This is a genomic window from Burkholderia sp. AU15512, from assembly GCF_002223325.1.
Classification (GTDB): domain Bacteria; phylum Pseudomonadota; class Gammaproteobacteria; order Burkholderiales; family Burkholderiaceae; genus Burkholderia.
Window position 1 is genome coordinate 337742 of sequence record NZ_NKEX01000004.1, and the last position, 23663, is coordinate 361404.

Sequence of the window (23663 nt, forward strand, 5' to 3'; positions counted from 1 at the left end):
GCCGACATCATGAGCATGATCGAAATCGATCCCCCCGGCTTTCAGCCGCCCCGCCCCGTCGCCGGCGACGACGGGAACCGGCGCACCGTGCTGTACGGCGGCTACACCGTGTTCAGCGTGTTCCAGCCCGTTTTCTCGGTGTCGCACCGCCGCGCGATCGGCTATCACGCGTCGCTGCGTGCGCACGACGAGGAAAGCCGCCAGGTGGCGTCGCACGAGGTATTCACGCAGGCGGCGCGGCGCGGTGACCTGCTCGAGCTCGGCCGGCTCGCCGAATCGCTGCATCTCGGCAACTTCCACGCCTTCGACAGCCACGACGAATGGCTCTTCCTGAGCCTGCATCCGGCCGCGCTGATGGACACCGTCTACAGCGACGCACTGCTCGCGAACCTGAAGGCGCTCGGGCTGCCGCCGCATCGCGTCGTGCTCGAGGTGCCCGAACAGGCGGGCGGCGAGACGCCGCGCTACGCGGCGATCGTCGACGGGCTGCGCAAGGCCGGCTTCCTGATCGCGCTGGTCGGGTTCGGCGCGAAGCATTCGAACATCGACCGCGTGTGGCACCTGCATCCCGACATCGTCACGCTCGACCGCGGCATCCTCGCGCAGGCGAGCGAGCACTCACATCTCGAACGCGTGCTGCCGGGGCTGGTGTCGCTGCTGCACGAATCCGGTCAGCTCGTGCTGATGGGCGGGCTCGCGACCGAACGCGACGCACTGATCGCACTGGAGTGCGACGTCGATTTCGTGCAGGGCCAGTACTTCGCGGGGCCGAGCGTCGAACCGGTGCAGCCGCAGGCCGCCGCGGGCTGCATGGATACGCTGTCGGCCGCGTTGCGGCTGCGCGTGGCGAAACGCGAGCGCACGCAGGCGGAACGGCTCGCGCCGTACGTCGCAGCGCTCGAGGAAGCGAGCCAGAAGCTCGTCGCGGGGGAATCGCTGACCGACGCGGCCGCAGCCGTGCTCGGGCTGCCCGAGACCGCACGCTGCTTCCTGCTCGACGCCTCGGGGCGCCAGATCGGCGACAACGTGCTCGCACGCGGCAGCGTCTCGCAGCGCGCGAAGCGTTTCCGGCCGCTGCTGCATTCCGAAGGGGCAAGCTGGGAACGCCGCCCGTACTTCATCGACGCGATGCGCGCGCCGGGCCGTGTGCACCTGACGGCACCCTACCTGTCGATCAACGAGGCGCACCTGTGCGTGACCGCGTCGATCGCCGCGCCGGTCGCGACCGGCATGCAGGTGCTCTGCGTCGACATCAACTGGGAAGCGGCACTCAACCGCGAATGAGCGCGCCGCCCTACCTAGGCCGCGGCAGCCTTTCGTACGATCAGCCGGTGCACGCGCTTGCCGGACGATGCGCTGACGACCTCGTGCTCGTCGATCACTTGCGTACCGGCACCGAGCGCCGCCCGCATCCGCGCCGAATCGAGCGGGGTGTAGAGGCGGCCGCGCTCGTCGCGCAACGCGCCGTTTCCGGCCACCCGCCAGCTCATGTACAACGTGCCGCCCGGCATCAGCAGCTCGGCCAGTCGCGCGGCGGCAGCGGCCGCCTCCGCCTGTTCGAGATGCATGACGACCGTTTCGCACAGCACGTTGCGAAACGCGCCGGACGGCACGCCGGCCAGCGCCGGCAGCGCGGCCAGCTCGAAGGTGAGATCCGGATGGCGGCGCCGCGCCTCGTCGAGCAGCGCGGCGCTCGCGTCGTAGCCGCGCACGTCGAAGCCGCGCGACGCAAGCCAGGCCGTATCGCGCCCGGCCCCGCAGCCGACGTCCGCGGTCGGCCCCGGCGAGAAATGCTGCTCCAGCAGCGTGTACATGTCGTCGGGCGCAGCCTGGTCGAGCCAGTCCTGCGCGTATTGCGCGGCATGGGCGTCGTAGGCATCGAGAGTCGGACGATCCACCATGGTGACGGCTCCGCATAGGCGTCGTATGACGCACCCCGCATCTTAGCCGTTGCACGCTCCGTGCGGCATCACGCACGCCCATGCCGCGAGTCGTGCAGCCCCTACGCAGCCCGCACGTCGCCCGCGTGCGGCGCTTGCGCGCTCAGCTCGGCCCACAGCGCATCGCCGAGCCAGGCCGGGCGCGCCGCCGCACGTTCCGCGTCGTGCACGAGCGCGCACAGTCGCGCATTGACGGGCGCCTGCCCGCCGAAGCGCGCGGCCAGCCGCACGACCTCGCCGTTGATCCACTCGACTTCCGTCGCCCGCCCCGCCGCAAGATCGTCGGACATCGACGAACGCGCGAGCGGGTCGATCGCGAGCATCCGGCCGCCGAGCACGCGAAACGCCGGATCGGGCAAATCGAGCACGGCCGGGAGCCATCCGGCCGGCAACGGCGTCAGCCGCGCGGGCCGGATCGCGGCCCGCGCCAGCCAGTGCAGCGCTTCGCGCTGCGCAAGCGCGACGCAGCGCCGGTACGCACGTTGCGCGAGTTCGTCTCGCAGCGGCAGGTTCGCGAGCGCGTTGACCGAGTTGTTCAGGTTGAGCAGCAGCTTCGCCCATTGCACGGCCCGCATGTCGCGATGCAGCGCGAGCGGCAGCCCGGCACGCGCGAATGCGCTGGCGAACGGCGTCAACGCGGGGGAGGCTTCGGCCGCCAGCGCGCCGGCCGAACCCTGGTGAAACGCACCGGGCGTGCGCTCGATCACGTTGAACGGCACCATGCCGGCCAGCACGGTGGCTTGCGGTAGCGCTTCGCGCAGCACGTCGGCGTTGTGCAGGCCGTTCTGGAAACTGACCACGACCGTGCCGGGCCGCAGCACGCCGGCAAGCTGCGCCGCGGCCTCGCGCGTCGCGGCCGATTTCACCGCCACGAGCACGAGCCGCGCGGCGGCCGCAGCCGCCGGATCGGTCTCGAACACGACGTCGGCCGGCGCGAGCGTCGCGCGATAGCCGCGCCGGTCGGTCAGCGTCAACCCTTGCCGATGAATCGCGTCACCGATCCGCGCGCGGCCGACGAGCGTCACATTCGCGCCGGCCGCCGCCAGCCGTCCACCGAGATAGCAGCCGACCGCGCCCGCGCCGAACACGCAAATCGGTGTGTCAGACATGCGAATGCGCGCCGCCGTGCACGGGGCCGGCCCGACGCTCGACTTCGCGGCGCACGTCGCCGCGCAGCCCCGCGAAGAACGCGACCTCGGCGACGACGAACAGCGGCCCGACCATCAGGCCGACCAGGTCGTCGACGAATGCGGGTTTGCGCCCCTCGAACCAGTGCCCGACGAACTGCACGATCCAGCCGACGACGAACGCGCCGATGCCGATCGCGAGCCATTGCGCGGTCGGCAGCGATGCGAGCGCCTGCGCGGCCCACAGTCCGAGCGCGAACAACGCGGTCATCACGATCCCGAACCGCAGGTCGAGGCGCAGGTAGAACACCGCGAACGCGACGGCCAGCAGCAGCGCCGGCGACAGCGCGATGCCGGCCAGCATCCCGAGCGCCGGCCGCGACAGCAGCACCTCGACCGCGAACACGATCATCGGAATGCCGACCAGATGCGTCGCGATGTTGCGCGCGTCGCGGTGGTAGGCCGCATACTGGGCAAGATGGTCTTCGAGCGTCTTCATCGCGTCTCCTGATCCATGGTTGAGCGCTATGATGCGCGTCACGCCCGAGAACCTCTGTCAGCTACCCGACATCGCGTGCCCATGCCCGCTTCGCTCGCCCCGTACCTGCCGCAGATCGAAGCGAACCCGTGGTTCGCCGCGCTGCCGCCCGCGTTGCGCGCGGACCTGCTCGCCCGCGCGGCGCTGCGCCGGCTGCCGGCCGGCCATGCGCTGTTCCGGCGCGGCGACCCGCCGTGCGGGCTGTACGCGGTACTGGCCGGTTCACTCACGATAGGTGCGGTCGACCCGCAGGGCAAGGAAGCGCTGCTGACGGTGGCCGAGCCCGTCACCTGGTTCGGCGAAATCGCGCTGTTCGACGGCCAGCCTCGCACCCACGACGCGATCGCACTCGACGACGCGCTGCTGCTGCACGTCCCGCAGGCCGCGCTGCTTGCGATCCTCGATGCGACGCCGCAATACTGGCGGCAATTCGCGCTGCTGATGGCGCAGAAACTGCGTCTGAGCTTCCTGACCGTCGAATCGATGAGCGTGATGCCGGCCGCGCAGCGGCTCGCCGCCCGGCTGCTGATGATCGCCGACGGCTACGGCGGGATCAGCGCCGGCCGCACCCGCATCCGGCTGTCGCAGGAAAAGCTCGCGGCGATGCTGTCGCTGACGCGGCAGACCACCAACCAGTTGCTGAAGGCGCTGCAGGCCGACGGCGTCGTGCGGCTGCACGTCGGCGAGATCGAGCTCGTCGACGTCGATGCGCTGCGGCGCGCGAGCGGGTTGCCCGACGGCATGCGCTGAGGTTCGGCACCACCGCCACGCGACCTCCCCGCCGTGACCGCGTTGCGCTATCGTGGCGGCTCGTCCGTTCATCCGCCCGCCTCGCCTTGAGCACATCGACCGCCTCCGCCCCCTCGCGCCATCCGTGGCCTGTGTTCATCGCGTTCCTGCGGCTCGGCCTCACGTCGTTCGGCGGCCCGGTCGCGCATCTCGGCTACTTCCGCACCGAATTCGTCACGCGGCGCGGCTGGCTCACCGAGCGCACGTACGCGGATCTCGTCGGGCTGTGCCAGTTCCTGCCAGGGCCCGCGAGCAGCCAGGTCGGAATGGCGATCGGCCTCGCGCGCGCCGGCTACGCGGGCATGTTCGCCGCGTGGCTCGGCTTCACGCTGCCGTCGGCGTTGCTGATGATGCTGTTCGCGCTCGGCGTGCATGCAACGGGCGCGCCGATCGAAGCCGGTGCGCTGCACGGGCTGCGCATCGTGTCGGTCGCCGTGATCGCGCAAGCCGTGTGGGGCATGGCGCGCACGCTGTGCCCGGATGCGCGCCGCGTCACGCTGATGGCCGCGGCCGCCTGCGTCGCGTTGCTCGCACCGGCCGCGTGGACCCAGGTTGCGGTGATCGTCGCGGCCGGGTTGGCCGGCCTCGTGCTGCTGCCGCAGCCGCCGCGTGGCGCGCATGATCCACTGCCGCTGCACGTGTCGCCTCGCGCGGGCGTGCTGTGGCTCGCGCTGTTCGCGGCGCTGCTCGTCGTCCTGCCGTTCGCGGCCCGTACGCTGCGCGCCGATACGCTCGCCGTCGTCGATGCGTTCTTCCGCACCGGCGCGCTCGTGTTCGGCGGCGGTCACGTGGTGCTGCCGCTGCTGCAGGCGGCCGTGGTCGCGCCCGGCTGGGTCGGCGATGCGGCGTTCCTGGCCGGATATGGCGTCGCGCAGGCCGTGCCGGGGCCGCTGTTCACGTTCTCGGCGTTCCTCGGCGCGTCGCTGCGCAACGCGCCGAACGGCTGGCTCGGCGGCACGATCGCGCTGGTGTCGATCTTCGCGCCGTCGTTCCTGCTGGTGGCCGGCACCGCGCCGTTCTGGGAACGCCTGCGCCGCAGCACGCGCATGCAGGCCGCGCTCGCCGGCGTGAACGCGGCCGTCGTCGGGCTGCTGCTCGCCGCGCTCTATCACCCGGTCTGGACCGACACGATCGCGGCGCCGCGCGATCTGGCCGCCGCGCTCGTCGCGTTCGTCGCGCTGGTGTTCTGGCGCGTGCCGCCGTGGGCCATCGTGATCGCGAGCGCCGCGCTCGGCTGGGGGCTCGGCCTCCTGGCCTGACCCGGTACGCGCGGCACGTTCCAGCGCGTCAAAAACAAAAAAAGCCCTCGTTTCGAGGGCTTTTCTTGCTGGGTGCCGCGCGCCGTAGCGGCGCGCAGGTGCCGGACTTTACGCGAAGTTCTTCGCTGCGAAGTCCCAGTTCACGATGTTCCAGAACGCTTCGACGAACTTCGGACGTGCGTTGCGGTAGTCGATGTAGTACGCGTGTTCCCACACGTCGATCGTCAGCAGTGCCTTGTCGGCGGTCGTCAGCGGCGTTGCTGCGTTGCTCGTCGACACGATGTCGAGCGAACCGTCAGCCTTCTTCACGAGCCATGCCCAGCCCGAGCCGAACGTGCCGACTGCAGCCTTCGTGAACGCTTCCTTGAATGCGTCGTACGAACCCCACTTCGCGTTGATCGCGTCGCCCAGCGCGCCCGTCGGTGCGCCGCCGCCGTTCGGCGACAGGCTGTTCCAGAAGAACGTGTGGTTCCAGATTTGCGCGGCGTTGTTGAAGATGCCGCCCGACGACTTCTTCACGATCTCTTCCAGCGACAGGTTTTCGAATTCCGTGCCCGGGATCAGATTGTTCAGGTTCGTCACATAAGCCTGATGGTGCTTGCCGTAGTGGTACTGGATCGTCTCGAGCGAGATGGTCGGCGCGAGTGCGTCTTCAGCGTACGGGAGCGGCGGGAGCGTATGAGCCATGGCGATTCCTTCGTTGAGTATGTAGGGAGGCTGTGTTGGATGCTGCCGAGCGTCCGATTGTAGGCGAGGACGAATAACCCCGCAAACTCACGGGCCATTTATCCGCGGTATGCGGAAAAGCGATGTTTGCGCAACGTCCGGCAGGACGAACCCGACGATGAGCAGCATCCGTTCCCGTGCACGATGCGTCCGTTGCGACAACCTTCGCGCCGCTCGCACCCGTTACGTCAGATCGTATCGGTTAGCCGCGGCTGCACGTCGGCGATCGACACGTCGGCCGAGCCTTCCGCGAGATGCACGGTCAGGCGGCGCTGCGGCTTCAGCGCGTTCGGCGTGCGCACCGCGCGGCCCGTCTGCGCATCGATCAGCGCCGCATAGCCGCGCTCGAGCGTGCGCTGCGGGCTCAGCACCTCGAGCCGTGCCGCACAGGCTGACACGCGAGCCGTGTCGCGTTCATGACGGCGCTGCAAGGCCAGCGCAAGACGCTGCGACAGCCCCGCGAGCGCCTGGCGCGTCTGCGAAGGATCAGGCCGTGCGCGCTGCCAGCGCAGCTGCGCGAGCGCGAACCGCGCGCGCGCGTCGCGTACCGGCCGCGACGCCGCCGACGCCAGCCGCACCGCGAGCTGCTCGACGTGCGTGCGCTGCCGCTGCAGCCGCTCGGCCGGGCTCACCAGCCGGCGCGCGAGCCAGTCGAGCTGCTGCGCGCGCAGTTCGAGCCGGCGCTCCATGCCGCGCGCGAGCGCCCGCTGGCGCTCGCCGACCTCGCGCAGCAGCAGTGCGCGCTGCGGGCTCGCGAGTTCGGCCGCGCCGGTCGGCGTCGGCGCACGCACGTCGGCCGCGAAGTCCGCGATCGTGAAATCGGTTTCGTGCCCGACGCCGCTGACGACCGGCAGTTCGCTCGCCGCGATCGCGCGTGCCAGCGCCTCGTCGTTGAACGACCACAGATCCTCGATCGAGCCGCCGCCGCGACAGACCAGCAGCACGTCGACCTCGCGGCGCGCATTCGCGGTCTCGACGGCCGCGACGAGCTTTTCGGCGGAACCCGCGCCCTGCACGGGCGCCGGATAGACGATCACCGGAATGTGCGGCGCGCGGCGCGCGAGCGTGGTCAGCACGTCGCGCAGCGCCGCCGCCTGCAGCGACGTGACGATACCGATCGCGCGCGGATGGGCCGGCAGCGGCCGCTTGCGCTCGGGCGCGAACAGCCCCTCGCTCTCGAGCTGCGCCTTCAGCCGCAGGAACGCCTCGTACAGGCGCCCCTGCCCGGTGCGCCGCACGGCCTCGACGTTGAGCTGCACTTCCCCGCGCGGCTCGTACATCGTGACGACCGCGCGCACCTCGATCCGGTCACCTTCGCGCGGCGTGAACTCCGCGTACTGCGCGCGGCCGCGGAACATCACGCAGCGCATCTGCGCCTGCTGGTCCTTGATCGAGAAATACCAGTGGCCGCTCGCGGCGCGCGTGAAATTCGACACTTCGCCCGAAATCCACAGCAGCGGAAACGAGCGCTCGAGCATCGTCGAAATCGCGCGATTGAGCGCCGAAACGGGAATCACTTCGTCGCCGCCGCGGGTCGCGCCCGGTGCGGCAAATGGGGAGTCGGAAGGCATGGACGGTCGAATGAATGCTGGCGGCGACACGATAGTCCGACACGCACGCGACGTCCAGCGCCGGGCGCATGTACCGTGACGTTCGGAAGGTGTCCACACTTTGGCAATCATCGGCCTAAAACGCGCGAAAACCGCTGAAAAATCCAGACAATTCTCTCTAACACCTTGATTTTTATATATTTTTAAATCTTTCTGAATGATTCTCATCCGATTCGAAGCCCACCCGGCGGGCGTTTGACGCCATCGAGCAGGGAGTTCTTCACAGAGTTATCCACAAGCCGCCGCGATCCGGCCCCGCGAGTCGCGGCGGCCGGTCGCGCTTGCCGCGCCCGCCCGCGGCGCGCTAGAGTGCCGCCTTCCGCAGACCCCGCGGCATGCGCCGCCCAACGGAGAATCCGCCTTGACGAATCCGTCCCACGCCGCGGCGCACGAGATGCCGCGCCCGGCCCGATGAGCGCGCCCGACGGCCCGCTCGCCCGGCTCGAAGCCCGCCTGACGCGCGAATGGCAGCGCCGCGGCGCGCTCGCGTGGGCGCTCACGCCGTTCGCCTGCGTGTTCGGCCTGTGCGCGGCGCTGCGGCGCACCGCCTACGCGCAGGGCTGGAAGAAGCCGGTCGACGTCGGCGTGCCCGTCGTCGTGGTCGGCAACGTGACCGTCGGCGGCACCGGCAAGACGCCGACCGTGATCGCACTCGTCGACGCGTTGCGCGCGGCCGGCTTCACGCCCGGCATCGTATCGCGCGGCTACGGCGCGAACGTGAAGGCGCCGACCGCCGTCACGCTCGCATCGCGCGCCAGCACGGGCGGCGACGAACCGCTCCTGATCGCACGCCGCACCGGCGCGCCCGTCTGGGTCTGCCCCGATCGCGTCGCGGCCGCGCAGGCGCTGCGCGCCGCGCATCCGGACGTCGACGTGATCGTCAGCGACGACGGCCTGCAGCACTACCGCCTCGCGCGCACGGTCGAACTCGTCGTGTTCGACCACCGGCTCGGCGGCAACGGCTTCCTGCTGCCGGCCGGACCGTTGCGCGAGCCGCTGTCGCGGCACCGCGACGCCACACTCGTCAACGATCCGTACAGCGGCGCGCTGCCGCCGTGGCCCGACACCTATTCGCTCGCGCTCACGCCCGGCGCCGCGTGGCACCTCGACCAGCCCGCGCTGCGCCGCCCGCTGTCGCAATTCGCGAACGAGCGCGTGCTCGCCGCGGCCGGCATCGGCGCGCCGGAACGCTTCTTCGCGACGCTGCGCGCGGCCGGTCTCGCGCCCGCGACGCGCGCGCTGCCCGACCACTACGCGTTCGCCGACAATCCGTTCGTCGACGACGCCGTCGATGCGATCCTGATCACCGAGAAGGATGCAGTAAAATTGGGCGCTTCCTGGCGCGACGCCCGACTGTGGGTTGTCCCCGTCGAAGCCGCGCTCGACCCTCGCCTCATTGCCCTCGTTGTGGAGAAACTCCGTGGACGCTCGCCTGCTTGAAATCCTTGTGTGCCCTATCTGCAAAGGCCCGCTCCACTATGACCGTGCCGCGCAGGAACTGATCTGCAACGCGGACAAGCTCGCCTACCCGATCCGCGACGGCATCCCCGTGATGCTGGTCGACGAGGCGCGCCAGACCGTCGAAGGCACGCCGGTCGACCCGGCCGGCCGCTAAGCCGCCCGACCCGGCCCTCGCCGCGGCGTGTCCGCTGCGAGGGCGCCGGACCCGCCGGGCGGCCCGCCCCCGACACGCCGCCCGCTCCGCTTTCCTCACCGTCCTCCCCGATGACTCAACCCTTCATCGCCGTCATTCCCGCCCGGCTCGCGTCGACGCGGCTCCCGAACAAGCCGCTCGCCGATCTCGGCGGCAAGCCGATGGTCGTGCGCGTCGCCGAACGCGCGCGCGAAGCGGGCGCGCAGCAGGTGCTGGTCGCGTCCGAAGCGCAAAGCGTGCTCGATGCGGCCCGCGATCACGGCTTCGAAGCGGTGCTGACACGCGCCGACCATCCGTCCGGCACCGACCGGCTCGCGGAAGTCGCGGCGACGTTCGGGTGGCGCGACGACACCGTCGTCGTCAACGTACAGGGCGACGAGCCGCTGATCGACCCCGTGCTCGTGCGCGACGTAGCGTCGCACCTCGCCGCGCATCCGGCCTGCGCGATTGCGACGTCCGCCCACCCGATCCACGACGCGGCCGACGTGTTCAACCCGAACGTGGTGAAGGTCGCGCTCGACGCGCAGAGCGTCGCGCTGTACTTCTCGCGCGCGCCGATTCCATGGAGCCGGGACGCGTACCAGCCGCACTGGCCCGACGTCGCGGCCATGCCTGCACCGGCCTTCCCGGTCTACCGGCACATCGGCCTCTATGCATATCGCGCGCGTTTCCTGCGCACCTATCCGACGTTGGCGCAGGCGCCGATCGAACAGGCCGAGCAGCTCGAACAGCTGCGCGCGCTCTGGCACGGCGAGCGCATCGCAGTGCTGATCACCGAGTCCGCGCCGGAAGCCGGCATCGACACGCCGGCCGATCTCGCACGCGTGCAGGCCCTTTTTCAGCCGTCATCAAAATAACCCGTGGCATAATCAGGCGATTGTGCGAGCCGTCCGCGACCAGCGCGTCCTCGCTTGACCCCGCCCGCGGCCCTGCCGGCAGCCGCGCGTCGCCCAACCCGACGCGCCGCATCAGACCGGTCCGCCACGCGCCAGGCAAGCCCCGCGCACACCGTCGCCGGCGCTTTTTTCGTCTCGCCACACGAATCTACATACTGGAGATATCACCATGCGTTTGATCCTGTTGGGCGCGCCCGGCGCGGGAAAGGGCACCCAGGCAAACTTCATCAAGGAAAAATTCGGCATCCCGCAAATCTCGACGGGCGACATGCTGCGCGCGGCCGTGAAGGCCGGCACGCCGCTCGGCGTCGAGGCGAAGGGCTACATGGACGCCGGCAAGCTCGTGCCGGACGCGCTGATCATCGGCCTCGTCAAGGAGCGCCTGAAGGAATCCGACTGCGCGAACGGCTATCTGTTCGACGGTTTCCCGCGCACGATCGCGCAGGCTGACGCGATGAAGGAAGCCGGCGTCGCGATCGACTACGTGCTCGAGATCGACGTGCCGTTCTCGGAAATCATCGAGCGCATGAGCGGCCGCCGCACGCACCCGGCATCGGGCCGCACGTACCACGTCAAGTTCAACCCGCCGAAGGTCGAAGGCCATGACGACGTGACGGGCGAGCCGCTGATCCAGCGTGACGACGACAAGGAAGAAACCGTCAAGAAGCGCCTCGAAGTGTACGAAGCGCAGACCAAGCCGCTGATCACGTACTACGGCGACTGGGCGCAGCGCGGCGAGGAAAACGGCCTGAAGGCACCGCAGTACCGCAAGATCTCGGGCCTCGGCAGCGTCGAGGAAATCCGCGAGCGCGCGTTTGGCGCACTGAAGTAAGCAGCGCACCGCGCACCCGCAAGCCGCCCTTTCCGGGCGGCTTTTTTTTGCCCGGGCGGAATTGGCACGACCGTTCTGGTCCCGCCGTCGCGCGAGCGCGCCCCGTACAATCGGTCGGGTGCGGGCGCTCGCGTGACCCGGGCGCCGGCATTTCAGCCCATCGCGCGGCATTGAGCCAGGCAACCGCTTTGCGCGGAACCGCAACCCGCGCCGAAGCGCCGATAGCGGTGACCACCTTGGACGGCCGCGCCCTGAGCGCTGTCGCGCCAGAGGCGCTCAACAACGGAGACAACCATGGAAATTCGCGGCAACGTGTTTCTGATCACGGGCGGTGCATCGGGCCTCGGCGCCGGCACCGCGCGGATGCTCGCGCAGGTAGGCGGCACGGTCGTGCTCGCCGACCTGAACGACGCGGCGGGCACCGCGCTCGCGACCGAACTGGGCGGCCGCTTCGTGCACTGCGACGTGTCGAGCGAAGTCGACGCGCAGGCGGCCGTCAGCGCGGCAACGCAAGCCGGCACGCTGCGCGGCCTCGTGAACTGCGCGGGCATCGCGCCCGCCGCGAAGACCGTCGGCAAGGACGGCGCGCATCCGCTCGGCGTGTTCGCGAAGACGATCAACGTGAACCTCGTGGGCACGTTCAACATGATCCGGCTCGCGGCCGCCGCGATGGCGGCCACCGCGCCGACCGCGGACGGCGAGCGCGGCGTGATCATCAGCACCGCGTCGGTCGCCGCGTTCGACGGGCAGATCGGCCAGGCCGCGTACGCGGCGTCGAAAGCCGGCGTCGCGGGCATGACGCTGCCGATCGCGCGCGACCTGTCGCGCAGCGGCATCCGCGTGATGACGATCGCGCCCGGCCTGTTCGAGACGCCGATGCTGCTCGGCATGCCGCAGGACGTACAGGACGCGCTCGGCGCGATGGTGCCGTTCCCGCCGCGGCTCGGCAAACCGGCCGAATACGCGCTGCTGGTGCGCCAGATCGTCGAGAATCCGATGCTCAACGGCGAAGTGATCCGCCTCGACGGCGCGATCCGGATGCAGCCGAAATAGGCACAAAAAAACGCCCGCGATGCGGGCGTCGTTTCATTCAGGGTTCCGGCAGCGTGGCGGCGGCTCAGTCCTCGCCGTCGCGCTGCATCCGCTGCCGCAATTCGGTCACCTGCGACTCGACGACGGTGGCGTCGTCCGCGTCCGGCCGCTCGCCGAGATACAGTTCGAGATCCTCGAGCGCGGGCCGCAGGTAATCGAGCCGCGCATACGCGAACCCGCGGTCGCGGACTTCGTCGAGGTGCTCGGGCAACAGGATCACGAGCCGCTGCTGCACCGCGAGCAGCCGCTGCCAGCGTTCCGTCTGAAGATAGATCGTCTTCAGGTTGCGCAGCATCCGCGCGATGATCTCGCGGCTCGTCGCCGGCTGCAGCAGCGCGCGCAATGCGCTGTCGACCGCGCCGGCCGCGCGCGCCACGTACGGCTCGAGCATCTCGACCATCTCGGCTTCGGACAGCGAATGCCCGTTGGCCGGATCGATGATCAGGTCGCCGTCCGGCAGCGTGACGCGCAGCAGGAAATGGCCGGGGAACGACACGCCGCGCGCCGGCACGCCGATCTGCTCGGCGAGCTCCAGGTACAGCACCGACAGCGAGATCGGGATCCCGCGCCGCCGCTTCAGCACGGCATTCAGGTGGCTGTTATCGGGGTCGTAGTAGTCGTTGTGATTGCACGCGAAGCCGAGCTCGCGGAAGAAGAAATCGTTCAGTGCGGCGACGCGGCCCTTCAGGTCCGCATCGTCCGTGAGCCGCCGGCGCAGCCGCGCCGCCAGCATGTCGAGTTCGGCCAGCGTGCCCTGCAGGTCGAGGTCGGGATACGCGTCCTGCGCCAGCGACAGCGCCGCTTCCGTGACGGGCAGACTGTCGTCGTCTGCCACGAGCGTGCTGAAGTAGTCGAGGACGCGGGTCATTGCGGTCGTCACTTGGCGCGCCTTCTGAAATAAGCGTATTTGAAGCCCATCACCCACAACATACCGAAATATAGTGCAGCGAACAGCACGAGGCACGCGGCCATCAGCGCGATGCGATCGAGCGGCTGCGTACGCATCCCGGTCCAGTCGAAGCTGATCGACAGCCAGTGCATCAGGCCGGCGAGCACGAGCGCCGCGCCGATCAGCTGCACGAAGAAGCGCAGCCAGCCCGGCGACGGCTGGTAGATGCCGCGCTTGCGCAGCCCGATGAACAGCAGCAGCGAGTTCAGGCACGCGCCGACGCCGATGCTCAGCGTCAGGCCCGCGTGGCCGATCAGCGGCACGAACACGTAGTTCGAGATCTGCGTGACGATCAGCACGCCGATCGCGATCTTCACGGGCGTCTTGATGTCCTGCTTCGCATAGAAGCCCGGCGCGAGGATCTTGATCAGGATGATGCCGACGAGACCGATCCCGTAGGTCGCCAGCGCGCGCGCGACCATCGTGACGGTGTGCGCGTCGAACTTGCCGTAGTTGAACAGGGTCGCGGTGAGCGGCGTCGCGAAGAAGAACAGCGCGAGCGCGCTCGGTGCCGCGAGCAGGAACGTGACGCGCAGGCCCCAGTCGAGCAGCGCCGAATACTCGTGCGAATCGGCATCGACGTGCGCCTTCGACAGGCTCGGCAGCAGGATCGTGCCGAGCGCGACGCCGAGCAGCGCCGTCGGGAATTCCATCAGGCGGTCGGCGTAGTTGATCCACGACACGGCGCCCTGCCCGAGCCGCGATGCGATGTTGGTGTTGATGATCAGCGACAGTTGCGCGACCGACACCGCGAACGTCGCGGGCACCATCTTCGCGAGCACGCGCTTCACGCCCGGGTGGCGCAGCGCGCGCAGCGGGTTGAGTCCGATCAGCGGCACCATGTCGATCTTCTTCAGGCCCGGCAGCTGCACGAGGAACTGCAGCACGCCGCCGACGATGACGGCCCACGCGAGCGCGAACACCGGCACCTTCAGGTGCGGCGCGACGAACACGGCCGCGGCGATGAACGCGACGTTGAGCAGCACCGGCGCGAACGCGGGCAGCGAGAAGCTCTTGTACGTGTTCAGCACGCCGGAGGCGAGCGTCGTCAGCGAGATGAACACGATGTACGGGAACATGATCTGCGTCATCGTGACCGCGAGCGGGAACGCCTGCCCGTCGGTGTGCAGGCCGGACGCGACGGCGAACACGACCCACGATGCGCCGGCGATCCCGACCACCGACAGCACGGCAAGCGCCCACGCGAGCACGGTCGACATCGCGTCGACGAGCGCTTTCGTTGCATCGTGCCCTTGCTGGTTCTTGAACTCGGCAAGGATCGGCACGAACGCCTGCGAGAACGCGCCTTCGGCGGACAGGCGGCGCAGCAGGTTCGGGATACGGAAGGCGACGTAGAACGCGTCGGTGTATTGACTGGCACCGAACGCACGGGCGATCAGTGTCTCGCGGGCCAGTCCGGTCACGCGCGACAGCAGCGTGAAGCCGCTGACCGTCAGCAGGGCTCGGAATAGATTCATGGGGCGCTTATTATACGGACGTTGCGTGGCCCGGCCAGCGGCCGATGCCGAAAAGCGCGCACGCGTTCGGGCGCCGTCCTTGGCGGGTGTCACGTTGAACTTGCCACGCGCTTGATTTCGTTGCTATAATCGCCGGTTTCTAGGCTCGTACATGCACGGCAACTGCCGTTTTCATGTCCCTGCCTCGGTTAAAATCACCGTTTTTTATGCGCCCCTGGGCAATCGCTCTCAGGGGACGGATCGAAAAGCAGCGCTTGGCCGTCTAGGCTCCAAGCTCTGGAAACAGGACAGGATAAGGAACCGTCATGGCTAACTCCGCACAAGCACGCAAGCGCGCCCGCCAGGCCGCGAAGGCAAATTCGCACAACTCGGCGCTGCGCTCGAAATTCCGTACCGCGATCAAGGCTGTTCGCAAGGCTGTCGACGCCGGCGATCAAGCAAAGGCTGCAGAGCTGTTCAAGTCTGCCGTCAAGACGATCGACACGATCGCCGACAAGAAGATCGTTCACAAGAACAAGGCCGCTCGCAGCAAGAGCCGCCTGGCCGCAGCCGTCAAGGGTCTGCAGGCAGCAGCGTAAATCCGGTGCGCCCGCTCACGCGGGCGTTCCTGTTTCCTGCGATCGCAAAAAAGCCCGCCTAGGCGGGCTTTTTTGTTGCCTGTCGCCGGCGCATCCTGCGTGCCGGTGACAGTTGCCACGAGGGCGGGCGCGGCAAGCGCCCTCGCCCGCGACGGCATCACTTCTTCGCGTCGTAGTCCGGCAGTTCGCACGCCTCGGTCACGACGAGGTTGTTGTCCTTCGCGAAATTCAGCACGAAATCGAACGCCATCGGCTCGACGTCGCGCAGCCGGGAATCGAGGATCACGCATTTCAGGTCGCCGAGCATCGTCGGACGCACGTAGAGCGAATACTTGAGGCGCGCGTTCGGCCCGCTCGCCCCCGGCCCGAAGCAGGCCATCACACCGGCCAGACGTTCCGACCAGTCGCTCGGGCGAAACTTTTTCCCGTCTTTCGTGATGCCCTGGATGAAGAATTCGGTCGGAGGGGTTTCAGCCATGTGGTTACCCAAGTGACGGCCCGGCGATGTCCAGGCAACGGCGCCTGGATACGCGAACACAAAGCTGAAACGGACGGCGGCACAAGCATTCCGATATCCCGAAAACGGGACGTCGGTGCGCGCCACCGGCGGACTGCACCGGATTTGTGCAGCGCACGGCTTGTGTCCGGCAGAGCGCGAAGAGGCTTGCCTGCCGGGCTGGAGAAAACTTTTGAATTATACCGCAGCGCGCCATCGCGCGCCGTCCCGACACCCCGCCTCCTTGCGTCGCTTGACGCGCGCGGCGATCGTGCCCCGCTTCTCTCGGCGGCTCGTCAAAGCACAGAAAATCCTTTATGCTGCTTTGAGTTATCCACACCCGACGGCGGCGCCGTCCGGCCTTGCTGCCGGGTGCAACCCGCCGTATTTTGCTTCATGACCGCCAAAACCATTCCTCACTACCTGCAGTTCAAGGATTTCTCGCTGGAAGACTACGAGTACGTGCTCGAGCGCACGGGTATCCTGAAGCGCAAGTTCAAGAACTACGAGACCTATCACCCGCTGCACGACCGCACGCTCGCGATGATCTTCGAGAAGAGCTCGACGCGCACGCGCCTGTCGTTCGAAGCCGGGATCTTCCAGCTCGGCGGCCACGCCGTCTTCATGAGCACGCGCGACACGCAGCTCGGCCGCGGCGAACCCGTCGAGGATTCCGCGCAGGTCATCTCGCGCATGGTCGACATCATCATGATCCGCACGTTCGAACAGGAGGTCATCAAGCGCTTCGCGGACAATTCCCGCGTGCCGGTGATCAACGGCCTGACGAACGAGTACCACCCGTGCCAGGTGCTCGCCGATATCTTCACGTACTACGAGCACCGCGGCCCGATCGCCGGCAAGACCGTTGCCTGGGTCGGCGATGCGAACAACATGCTCTACACGTGGATCGAAGCCGCGCAGATCCTCGGCTTCAAGCTGCGCCTGTCCACGCCGCCCGGCTACGCGCTCGACATGAAGCTCGTGTCACCCGACAGCGCACCGTTCTACGAGGTGTTCGACGATCCGAACGAAGCATGCAAGGGCGCCGACCTCGTCACCACCGACGTGTGGACGAGCATGGGCTTCGAGGCCGAGAACGAGGCCCGCAAGCAGGCGTTCGCCGACTGGTGCGTCGACGAGGAAATGATGGGGCACGCGAACCCGGACGCCCTCTTCATGCACTGCCTGCCCGCGCACCGCGGCGAGGAAGTGACGGCCGGCGTGATCGACGGCCCGCAGAGCGTCGTGTGGGACGAAGCGGAAAACCGCCTGCACGTGCAGAAGGCGCTGATGGAATTCCTGCTGCTCGGCCGCCTCAAGCACTGACGCGCCGGCAACTGGCCATCCATGAAAAAAGCGCCGATCGACGATCGGCGCTTTTTGTTTGGGCGCGGGAAAAGCGGTGCCGAGCCCGCGTTACAGGCAGACCGGTTCGGGCTCGAGTTCGACGCCGAAACGTTCGCGCACGTCGGCCTGGATCGCCTGTGCCAGCGCGAGCACGTCGGCCCCCGTCGCGCCGCCACGATTGACGAGCACGAGCGCCTGGCGGTCGTGCACGGCCGCCGCGCCCAGCGCGCGCCCCTTCCAGCCGCAGCGGTCGATCAGCCAGCCGGCCGCGAGCTTGACCTGCCCGTCCGGCTGCGGATATGACACGACTTCCGGCGCGCGGGCGCGCAGCGCATCGAACTGCGCGGCATCGATCACCGGATTCTTGAAGAAACTGCCCGCGTTGCCGAGGACGAGCGGATCGGGCAGCTTTGCGCGGCGGATCGCGACGACCGCGTCGAACACGTCGCGCGCCGTGGCCGCGTCGGCTGCCATGCCGCGTGCGTCGAGTTCGCGCGTGACGTCCGCGTAGCCGAGCCGCGGCGCCCACTGCTTCGGCAACCGGAACGTCACCGACACGATCGCGAACCGGCCGCGCCCTTCCCGCTTGAAGAAGCTGTCGCGATAGCCGAACGCGCACCGCGCGGCGTCGAAACGCTCGCTGCGCCCCGTCGCCAGCTCCACCGCGACCAGCGAGTCGAAATATGCCTTCATCTCGAGGCCGTAAGCGCCGATGTTCTGGATCGGCGCGGCGCCGACCGTGCCCGGAATCAGCGCGAGGTTCTCGAGGCCCGCCATCCCGTGCTCGAGCGTCCATGCGACGAATGCGTGCCAGTTCTCGCCGCCGCCGGCCTCGACATACCACGCGTCGTCGTCCTCGCGCACGACGCGGCGGCCCGCGATCTCGTCGAGCAGCACGACGCCGTCGAAATCGCGCGTGAACACGACGTTGCTGCCGCCGCCGAGCACGAGCTGCGGCAGGTTCGCGACGCGCGGGTCGCGATGGAGCGCCTCGAACTGCGACGCATGCGTGATGCGCGCGGCAAAGCGCGCGGTCGCGGCGATGCCGAACGTGTTGTGCGCGGCGAGCGGATGGTCGGGAAGCAGCGACAGGGCGGAATCGTCAGGAGGCATCGGCATTCGCGGTCACGTCCGCCCGGGCGGCGCATGGCCGGCCTTGGGCAAACGGAGGGGCATCGGTAAAATGGCAAACAGTCCGCAATTATAGCGAGTGCCCGCGCGCGAGCCGGGTCCCGCATCTCAAGGGAGGAATGCCATGCCATCGTTCGACGTCGTTTCCGAAGCGAACATGATCGAAGTGAAGAACGCCATCGAGCAGTCGAACAAGGAAATTTCGACGCGCTTCGACTTCAAGGGCTCCGACGCGCGCGTCGAGCAGAAGGAACGCGAGCTGACGCTGTTCGCCGATGACGATTTCAAGCTCGGCCAGGTCAAGGACGTGCTGATCGGCAAGCTGGCCAAGCGCAACGTCGACGTGCGCTTCCTCGACTACGGCAAGGTCGAGAAGATCGGCGGCGACAAGGTCAAGCAGATCGTCACCGTGAAGAAAGGCGTGACCGGCGATCTCGCGAAGAAGATCGTGCGCCTCGTGAAGGACAGCAAGATCAAGGTGCAGGCGAGCATCCAGGGCGATGCCGTGCGCGTGAACGGCACGAAGCGCGATGATCTGCAGAGCGTGATCGCGATGCTGCGCAAGGACGTGACCGACACGCCGCTCGACTTCAACAACTTCCGCGACTGATCGCCGGACGATCCGTCACGTCATCCCGCCGGGCCCCGCACACGTGGCGCGCCCGGCTGCGGCCAGGCGCCGCACTTTCTCAGGCTTTCCCGCCGTCCTGCGCGCCTCCGTCCGCGGCCGCCTTCTTCTTGTCGCCGATCCGGCTTTCTTGCCCCGCCAGCAGCTTCGAAATATTGCCGCGGTGGCGCCATACGAGCAGCACGCTCATCGCGAGCACGGCCCATGCGACCGGGTTGTGGCCCGTGCCGAACAGGAACACGTCGAACACCGGCGCGAACACGGCCGCCACCAGCGCCGCGAGCGACGAATAGCGGAAGAAGAACGCGACGATCAGCCAGGTCAGCGCGGTCGCGAGCCCGAGCACCGGGTGCACCGCGAGCAGCACGCCGGCCGCGGTCGCGACGCCCTTGCCGCCCTGGAAGCGGAAGAACACCGGATACAGGTGGCCAAGGAACACGGCGATCGCGACCCATGCGACCGCGACGTCCGGCAGGCCGAAGCGCCGGGCGAGCCAGACCGCAATCCAGCCCTTGAATGCATCGCCGACGAGCGTCAGGATCGCGGCCTTCTTGTTGCCGCTGCGCAGCACGTTGGTCGCGCCGGGATTCTTCGACCCGTACGAACGCGGGTCGGCCAGGCCCATCGCGCCGCTGACGACGACGGCGAACGACACCGAACCGATCAGGTAGGCAACGAGGGCGGCGAGCAGGATCTGCATGCGGAGGACTCTTCTTTCAACGTATCGGTAAAGGGACGGCTGCGCGCGGCACGCCGAAACGGCGCCCATTCTACCGAACGCGCGCCGCCTGCCACGAAGGTGAAACCCTCAGTCGACACTGGCGCACTGCACGGGCTGCGCGCCGAGCAGCGACGTGAGCACGGCCGGCGCGAGGCTGACGAGGTAGCCGCGACGCCCGCCGTTCAGGTAGATCGTCGGCAGTTCGAGGATCGTCGCCTCGACGTAGACGGGCATCGTCTTGCGCGTGCCGAACGGCGACGTGCCGCCGACGAGATAGCCCGAATGGCGGTTCGCGACCTCGGGCTTGCACGGCTCGACGCGCTTCGCGCCGATCTGCCGCGCGAGGTTCTTCGTCGACACGGTGCGGTCGCCGTGCATCAGCACGATCAGCGGCTTCGCGTGTTCATCTTCCATCACGAGCGTCTTCACGACGCAGTGCTCGACGACGCCGAGCTGGCGCGCCGATTCGCCGGTGCCGCCGTGCTCGACGTAGTCGTACGGATGCTCGCCGAACGCAACGCCGTGGCGGCGCAGCAACTGGGTCGCGGGGGTTTCGGACACATGCCTGGATTTGCTCATGGCGGCATTTTAAGGGTGAACGACCGGCGCGCGCGCAATCGTGCGCCCGCACCGGCGGTATACTCGCGGCCCGTTTTTCGCCGGGCGGCCTGCTGCGTCGCCGCAACGATTCCGTCCATCATCATTGCGGACATCGCGAAGCGCTATTGCCCGAATGGCCGATTGTGGCGCGCGCGCCGTCATGGCACGATCGTTCGCCAACCTCGTCAGCCGCCGCCCTTCTTCTGGAGACGCCATGTCCTCGTCCCTCCGTTCATCCGAGCCGCTCGACGTCGACGCACTGCTCGCCGCGCTGCCTCGCCGCATCGCCGACGTGCCCGCACGCTGGGCCGCGCAGGCGCCCGCGCATCCGGCGCTGATCGAGGACGCGCGCCGCCTGTCGTATGGCGACCTGTCGCAGGCCGTCGATGCAGCCGCCGCGCAGCTCGCCGACCTCGGCGTGCACGGCGGCGACCGCGTGATGATCGTCGCCGAAAACTGCATCGCGCAGATCGTGCTGCTGTTCGCGGCCGCCCGCCTCGACGCGTGGGCGCTCGTGTCGAACGCGCGGTTGTCCGCCAGCGAGCTCGACGCGATCGCCGCGCACGCACGGCCGAAACTGATCGCGTTCACCACCGACGCCTCGCCCGACGCGCGCACGCATGCCGAACGGCACGGTGCGACACCCGCCGGCACGCTGCCGGTCGACATCGGTGCATGGTCATACCACGTCGACGCGAGCGCGCCGGGCGAACCGGTCGCCGCCGACGGCGCCGCGCAATGCGCGGCGCTGATCTACACGACCGGCACGACCGGCACGCCGAAAGGCGTGATGCTGTCGCATCGCAACCTGCTGTTCATCGCGGCGACGTCGAGCACGCTGCGCCGCGTGTCGCCCGACGATGTCGTCTACACGGTGCTGCCCGTGTCGCACGTGTATGGGCTCGCGTCGGTCTGCCTCGGCAGCCTGTATGCGGGCGCGACGCTGCGGCTCGCGCCGCGCTTCTCGCCCGAAGCCGTGCGCGTCGCGCTCGCCGACGAAGGCGTCACGATCTTCCAGGGCGTGCCCGCGATGCACGCGAAGCTGCTCGAACACCTGCACACGCACGGCCACGCGTGGCGTGCGCCGCGCCTGCGCTTCGCGTATTCGGGCGGCTCGCCGCTCGACGCGAACCTGAAGGCGCGCGTCGAGCGCCTGTACGGCGTGCCGCTGCACAACGGCTACGGGATGACCGAAAGCAGCCCGACGATCACGCAGACGCCGCTCGATGCGCCGCGCACCGACAGCTCGGTCGGTGTGCCGATTCCCGGCGTGGAGATGCGGATCGTCGCGCCGGACGGCACCGACGTGCCGCCGGGCGAAGTCGGCGAGATCCGCGTGCGCGGGCCGAACGTGATGCTCGGCTACTACCGCAACGCGGACGCCACGCACGCGGCCGTGTCGCCGGACGGCTGGCTGAGCACCGGCGATCTCGCGCGGCAGGAGGCGGACGGTGCGGTAACGATCGCGGGCCGCAGCAAGGAGCTGATCATCCGGTCGGGCTTCAACGTCTATCCGGTCGAAGTCGAGCAGGTGCTGAACGCGCATCCGGACGTCGTGCAGGCGGCCGTGATCGGCCGCGCGGTCGAAGGCAACGAGGAAGTGCTCGCGTTCGTCGAGCTGGTGCCCGGCGCGACGGCCGACGAAGCGGCGTTGCACGCGTGGTGTGCGGAGCGGCTCGCGCCTTACAAACGCCCCGCACACATCCGCGTACTCGACGCGCTGCCGGCCGCATCGACGGGCAAGGTGCTGAAGCACAAGTTGCGCGAGTTGGTCTGACTCGGGCCGGCCGTTGCACGTGACACGGCCCGCGCCGCGCCGGATGCGCTAACCGCGCGGATGGTGTTGCGCGTGCAGCGACTTCAACCGCTCGCGCGCAACGTGCGTATAGATCTGCGTGGTCGAGATGTCGCTGTGACCGAGCAGCAGCTGCACGACGCGCAGGTCGGCGCCATGGTTCAGCAGGTGCGTCGCGAACGCGTGCCGCAGCGTATGCGGCGACAGGTGCGCGCGCACGTCCGCGTGCTGCGCGTGGCGCTTGATGATGTTCCAGAACTGCTGGCGCGTCATCCCGTCGCCACGCGCGGTCACGAATAGCGCGTCGGCCGCGCGCGCACCGAGCAGCGCCGGCCGCGCGTCGCGCAGGTAGCGCTCGATCCACCCTTGCGCGACTTCGCCGAACGGCACGAGCCGCTCTTTCGAGCCCTTGCCCATCACGCGCACGACGCCCTCGTTGAGCCCGACCTCGACGGTCTTCAGCGTCACGAGCTCGCTCACGCGCAGCCCGCTCGCATACATCAGCTCGAGCATCGTACGATCGCGCAGGCCGAGCGGCGTGCCGATGTCGGGCGCACCGAGCAGCGCCTCGACCTGCGCTTCCGACAACGTCGACGGAAACCGGGCCGCCTGTTTCGCGGACGTGATCCGCAGCGTCGGGTCGGCGCTCGCGCGATGCTCGCGCACGGCCCAGCCGTAATAGCGCCGGAACACGGACAGCCGCCGGTTCGACGACGTTGCCTTGCCGTCGCTGCGCGCGGCGATGTAGCCCGTCACCATCGCTTCGTCGGCGGAATCGAGCGATGCGTCGTGCGTCTCGGCCAGCCATTGTGAAAACAGCACCAGATCGCGCCGGTACGCATCGAGCGTGTTGCGCGCAAGCCCGTGCTCGAGCCACAGCGCATCGCAAAACACGTCGATCGACGCGCGGCTCGCGAGCAGCGCGGGCGACACGTCGACGGCATCGCCGTCGACTTCGGGGGACATCAGCGATTCAGTCATCAGTACGGCACGCCTTCGTGCGCCAGCAGCCAGCGCTTCACTTTCTGGTAATAACCGTTGTCGTCATGGTTCGCGAAGCCGCCGAGCCCGCCCGCCGCGACGACGCGATGACACGGAATCACGAGCGGGAAGTAGTTCGCGCCGCATGCCTGGCCCACCGCGCGCGGCGCGCTGCCGATCCGTTTCGCGACCTGTCCATAGGTCAGCACCGTGCCGGGCGGAATATCGCTGATCACGTCCCACACGCGGTGCTGGAACGCGCTGCCGACTTCGGCGAGCGGCAGGTCGAAGCGCGCCGACGCGCGCTCGAAATAACGTTCGATCTGCTCGACCGCACGCTGCGCGAGCGGCGAATCCGGATCGACCGACTTCACCGATTCGGGCAGATAGACGATCTCGCGCACCACCGCGGCATCCGTGCGGATGCCGACCTTGCCGAACGGCGCGTCGATGACTGCATTGAACATGGCCCTCTCCTGACCGATGGATGCGCGCG

Annotated in this window: 25 protein-coding genes; 12 read left to right on the forward strand and 13 right to left on the reverse strand. The window is 68.6% G+C overall.

The window, feature by feature from the left end:
• The first annotated feature begins 9 nt into the window (after window positions 1-9).
• Window positions 10-1284 carry an EAL domain-containing protein gene (locus tag CFB43_RS14155; RefSeq protein WP_089473436.1) on the forward strand — a complete coding sequence of 425 codons (1275 nt, stop codon included), beginning with the start codon at window positions 10-12 and terminating at the stop codon, window positions 1282-1284.
• Between the two features lie 14 nt (window positions 1285-1298).
• On the opposite strand, the gene CFB43_RS14160 is transcribed toward CFB43_RS14155, so the two are convergent.
• From CFB43_RS14160 to CFB43_RS14170, 3 genes are all read right to left on the reverse strand, one after another.
• Window positions 1299-1901: a class I SAM-dependent methyltransferase gene (locus CFB43_RS14160; protein WP_089495496.1), complete on the reverse strand. Its 603-nt coding sequence runs from the start codon at window positions 1899-1901 to the stop codon at window positions 1299-1301.
• Window positions 1902-2002: 101 nt separating this feature from the next.
• The gene (locus CFB43_RS14165) at window positions 2003-3049 is read right to left on the reverse strand and encodes a 2-dehydropantoate 2-reductase (RefSeq protein WP_089495497.1); all 1047 of its coding nucleotides are present in this window, start codon (window positions 3047-3049) and stop codon (window positions 2003-2005) included.
• The gene (locus tag CFB43_RS14170; protein WP_089495498.1) at window positions 3042-3566 is read right to left on the reverse strand and encodes an Mpo1 family 2-hydroxy fatty acid dioxygenase; all 525 of its coding nucleotides are present in this window, start codon (window positions 3564-3566) and stop codon (window positions 3042-3044) included. The genes CFB43_RS14165 and CFB43_RS14170 overlap by 8 nt, the downstream gene beginning before the upstream one ends.
• Window positions 3567-3647: 81 nt before the next feature.
• Between CFB43_RS14170 and CFB43_RS14175 the strand changes: the two genes are divergently transcribed.
• Together CFB43_RS14175 and chrA are read left to right on the forward strand one after the other, a co-directional pair.
• On the forward strand, window positions 3648-4355 hold the full coding sequence (locus CFB43_RS14175) for a Crp/Fnr family transcriptional regulator (RefSeq protein ID WP_089495499.1): 708 nt from the start codon (window positions 3648-3650) through the stop codon (window positions 4353-4355).
• Between the two features lie 86 nt (window positions 4356-4441).
• Window positions 4442-5653 carry a chromate efflux transporter gene (gene chrA / locus CFB43_RS14180; RefSeq protein WP_089495500.1) on the forward strand — a complete coding sequence of 404 codons (1212 nt, stop codon included), beginning with the start codon at window positions 4442-4444 and terminating at the stop codon, window positions 5651-5653.
• A gap of 108 nt (window positions 5654-5761) precedes the next feature.
• Here chrA and sodB read toward each other — a convergent pair whose 3' ends face one another.
• Window positions 5762-6340 carry a superoxide dismutase [Fe] gene (gene sodB / locus CFB43_RS14185; protein ID WP_011352986.1) on the reverse strand — a complete coding sequence of 193 codons (579 nt, stop codon included), beginning with the start codon at window positions 6338-6340 and terminating at the stop codon, window positions 5762-5764.
• A 227-nt stretch (window positions 6341-6567) separates the two neighbouring features.
• Window positions 6568-7950 (reverse strand): exodeoxyribonuclease VII large subunit, encoded by a 1383-nt coding sequence (gene xseA, locus CFB43_RS14190; RefSeq protein ID WP_089495501.1) that lies wholly within the window; start codon window positions 7948-7950, stop codon window positions 6568-6570.
• Between the two features lie 450 nt (window positions 7951-8400).
• On the opposite strand from xseA, the gene lpxK reads away from it, so the two are divergent.
• From lpxK to CFB43_RS14215, 5 genes are all read left to right on the forward strand, one after another.
• Complete coding sequence (gene lpxK, locus CFB43_RS14195) at window positions 8401-9429, forward strand: tetraacyldisaccharide 4'-kinase (protein WP_089495502.1); 1029 nt, start codon at window positions 8401-8403, stop codon at window positions 9427-9429.
• Window positions 9410-9604 carry a Trm112 family protein gene (locus tag CFB43_RS14200; protein WP_010090898.1) on the forward strand — a complete coding sequence of 65 codons (195 nt, stop codon included), beginning with the start codon at window positions 9410-9412 and terminating at the stop codon, window positions 9602-9604. The genes lpxK and CFB43_RS14200 overlap by 20 nt, the downstream gene beginning before the upstream one ends.
• Window positions 9605-9714: 110 nt before the next feature.
• Entirely contained in the window at window positions 9715-10500 is a 786-nt protein-coding gene (gene kdsB, locus CFB43_RS14205) for a 3-deoxy-manno-octulosonate cytidylyltransferase (protein WP_089495503.1), read from the forward strand.
• A gap of 208 nt (window positions 10501-10708) precedes the next feature.
• Window positions 10709-11371, forward strand: a complete 663-nt coding sequence (gene adk, locus CFB43_RS14210; RefSeq protein ID WP_011352990.1) for an adenylate kinase — start codon at window positions 10709-10711, stop codon at window positions 11369-11371.
• A gap of 294 nt (window positions 11372-11665) precedes the next feature.
• Window positions 11666-12424, forward strand: a complete 759-nt coding sequence (locus CFB43_RS14215) for an SDR family NAD(P)-dependent oxidoreductase (RefSeq protein WP_089495504.1) — start codon at window positions 11666-11668, stop codon at window positions 12422-12424.
• Window positions 12425-12488: 64 nt separating this feature from the next.
• On the opposite strand, the gene CFB43_RS14220 is transcribed toward CFB43_RS14215, so the two are convergent.
• Both CFB43_RS14220 and murJ read right to left on the reverse strand, forming a co-directional pair.
• The gene (locus CFB43_RS14220) at window positions 12489-13331 is read right to left on the reverse strand and encodes a SirB1 family protein (RefSeq protein ID WP_089426643.1); all 843 of its coding nucleotides are present in this window, start codon (window positions 13329-13331) and stop codon (window positions 12489-12491) included.
• Window positions 13332-13339: 8 nt separating this feature from the next.
• Window positions 13340-14890 carry a murein biosynthesis integral membrane protein MurJ gene (gene murJ / locus CFB43_RS14225; RefSeq protein WP_046544567.1) on the reverse strand — a complete coding sequence of 517 codons (1551 nt, stop codon included), beginning with the start codon at window positions 14888-14890 and terminating at the stop codon, window positions 13340-13342.
• A 305-nt stretch (window positions 14891-15195) separates the two neighbouring features.
• Here murJ and rpsT point away from each other — a divergent pair, with 305 nt between their 5' ends.
• The gene (rpsT, locus tag CFB43_RS14230; RefSeq protein WP_039368270.1) at window positions 15196-15468 is read left to right on the forward strand and encodes a 30S ribosomal protein S20; all 273 of its coding nucleotides are present in this window, start codon (window positions 15196-15198) and stop codon (window positions 15466-15468) included.
• A gap of 157 nt (window positions 15469-15625) precedes the next feature.
• Here rpsT and CFB43_RS14235 read toward each other — a convergent pair whose 3' ends face one another.
• Complete coding sequence (locus tag CFB43_RS14235; RefSeq protein ID WP_021162567.1) at window positions 15626-15946, reverse strand: DUF3579 domain-containing protein; 321 nt, start codon at window positions 15944-15946, stop codon at window positions 15626-15628.
• 414 nt (window positions 15947-16360) lie between these two features.
• Here CFB43_RS14235 and argF point away from each other — a divergent pair, with 414 nt between their 5' ends.
• Entirely contained in the window at window positions 16361-17290 is a 930-nt protein-coding gene (gene argF / locus CFB43_RS14240) for an ornithine carbamoyltransferase (RefSeq protein WP_089495505.1), read from the forward strand.
• A 90-nt stretch (window positions 17291-17380) separates the two neighbouring features.
• Here the strand turns inward: argF and murB are convergent, their stop codons facing one another.
• Complete coding sequence (gene murB / locus CFB43_RS14245; RefSeq protein ID WP_089495506.1) at window positions 17381-18430, reverse strand: UDP-N-acetylmuramate dehydrogenase; 1050 nt, start codon at window positions 18428-18430, stop codon at window positions 17381-17383.
• 136 nt (window positions 18431-18566) lie between these two features.
• Here murB and CFB43_RS14250 point away from each other — a divergent pair, with 136 nt between their 5' ends.
• The gene (locus tag CFB43_RS14250) at window positions 18567-19052 is read left to right on the forward strand and encodes a YajQ family cyclic di-GMP-binding protein (RefSeq protein ID WP_039368282.1); all 486 of its coding nucleotides are present in this window, start codon (window positions 18567-18569) and stop codon (window positions 19050-19052) included.
• A 79-nt stretch (window positions 19053-19131) separates the two neighbouring features.
• Here the strand turns inward: CFB43_RS14250 and plsY are convergent, their stop codons facing one another.
• Window positions 19132-19770, reverse strand: coding sequence for a glycerol-3-phosphate 1-O-acyltransferase PlsY (plsY, locus tag CFB43_RS14255; protein WP_027789279.1), 639 nt, complete (start codon window positions 19768-19770; stop codon window positions 19132-19134).
• 108 nt (window positions 19771-19878) lie between these two features.
• Window positions 19879-20370: an aminoacyl-tRNA deacylase gene (locus CFB43_RS14260; RefSeq protein WP_089495507.1), complete on the reverse strand. Its 492-nt coding sequence runs from the start codon at window positions 20368-20370 to the stop codon at window positions 19879-19881.
• A gap of 235 nt (window positions 20371-20605) precedes the next feature.
• On the opposite strand from CFB43_RS14260, the gene CFB43_RS14265 reads away from it, so the two are divergent.
• Entirely contained in the window at window positions 20606-22168 is a 1563-nt protein-coding gene (locus CFB43_RS14265; RefSeq protein WP_089495508.1) for a class I adenylate-forming enzyme family protein, read from the forward strand.
• Between the two features lie 48 nt (window positions 22169-22216).
• On the opposite strand, the gene xerD is transcribed toward CFB43_RS14265, so the two are convergent.
• A complete protein-coding gene (gene xerD, locus CFB43_RS14270; protein WP_089495509.1) occupies window positions 22217-23167 on the reverse strand; it encodes a site-specific tyrosine recombinase XerD in 951 nt (316 codons plus the stop codon).
• Entirely contained in the window at window positions 23167-23634 is a 468-nt protein-coding gene (locus CFB43_RS14275) for a methylated-DNA--[protein]-cysteine S-methyltransferase (protein ID WP_089495510.1), read from the reverse strand. The genes xerD and CFB43_RS14275 overlap by 1 nt, the downstream gene beginning before the upstream one ends.
• Window positions 23635-23663 lie beyond the last annotated feature (29 nt).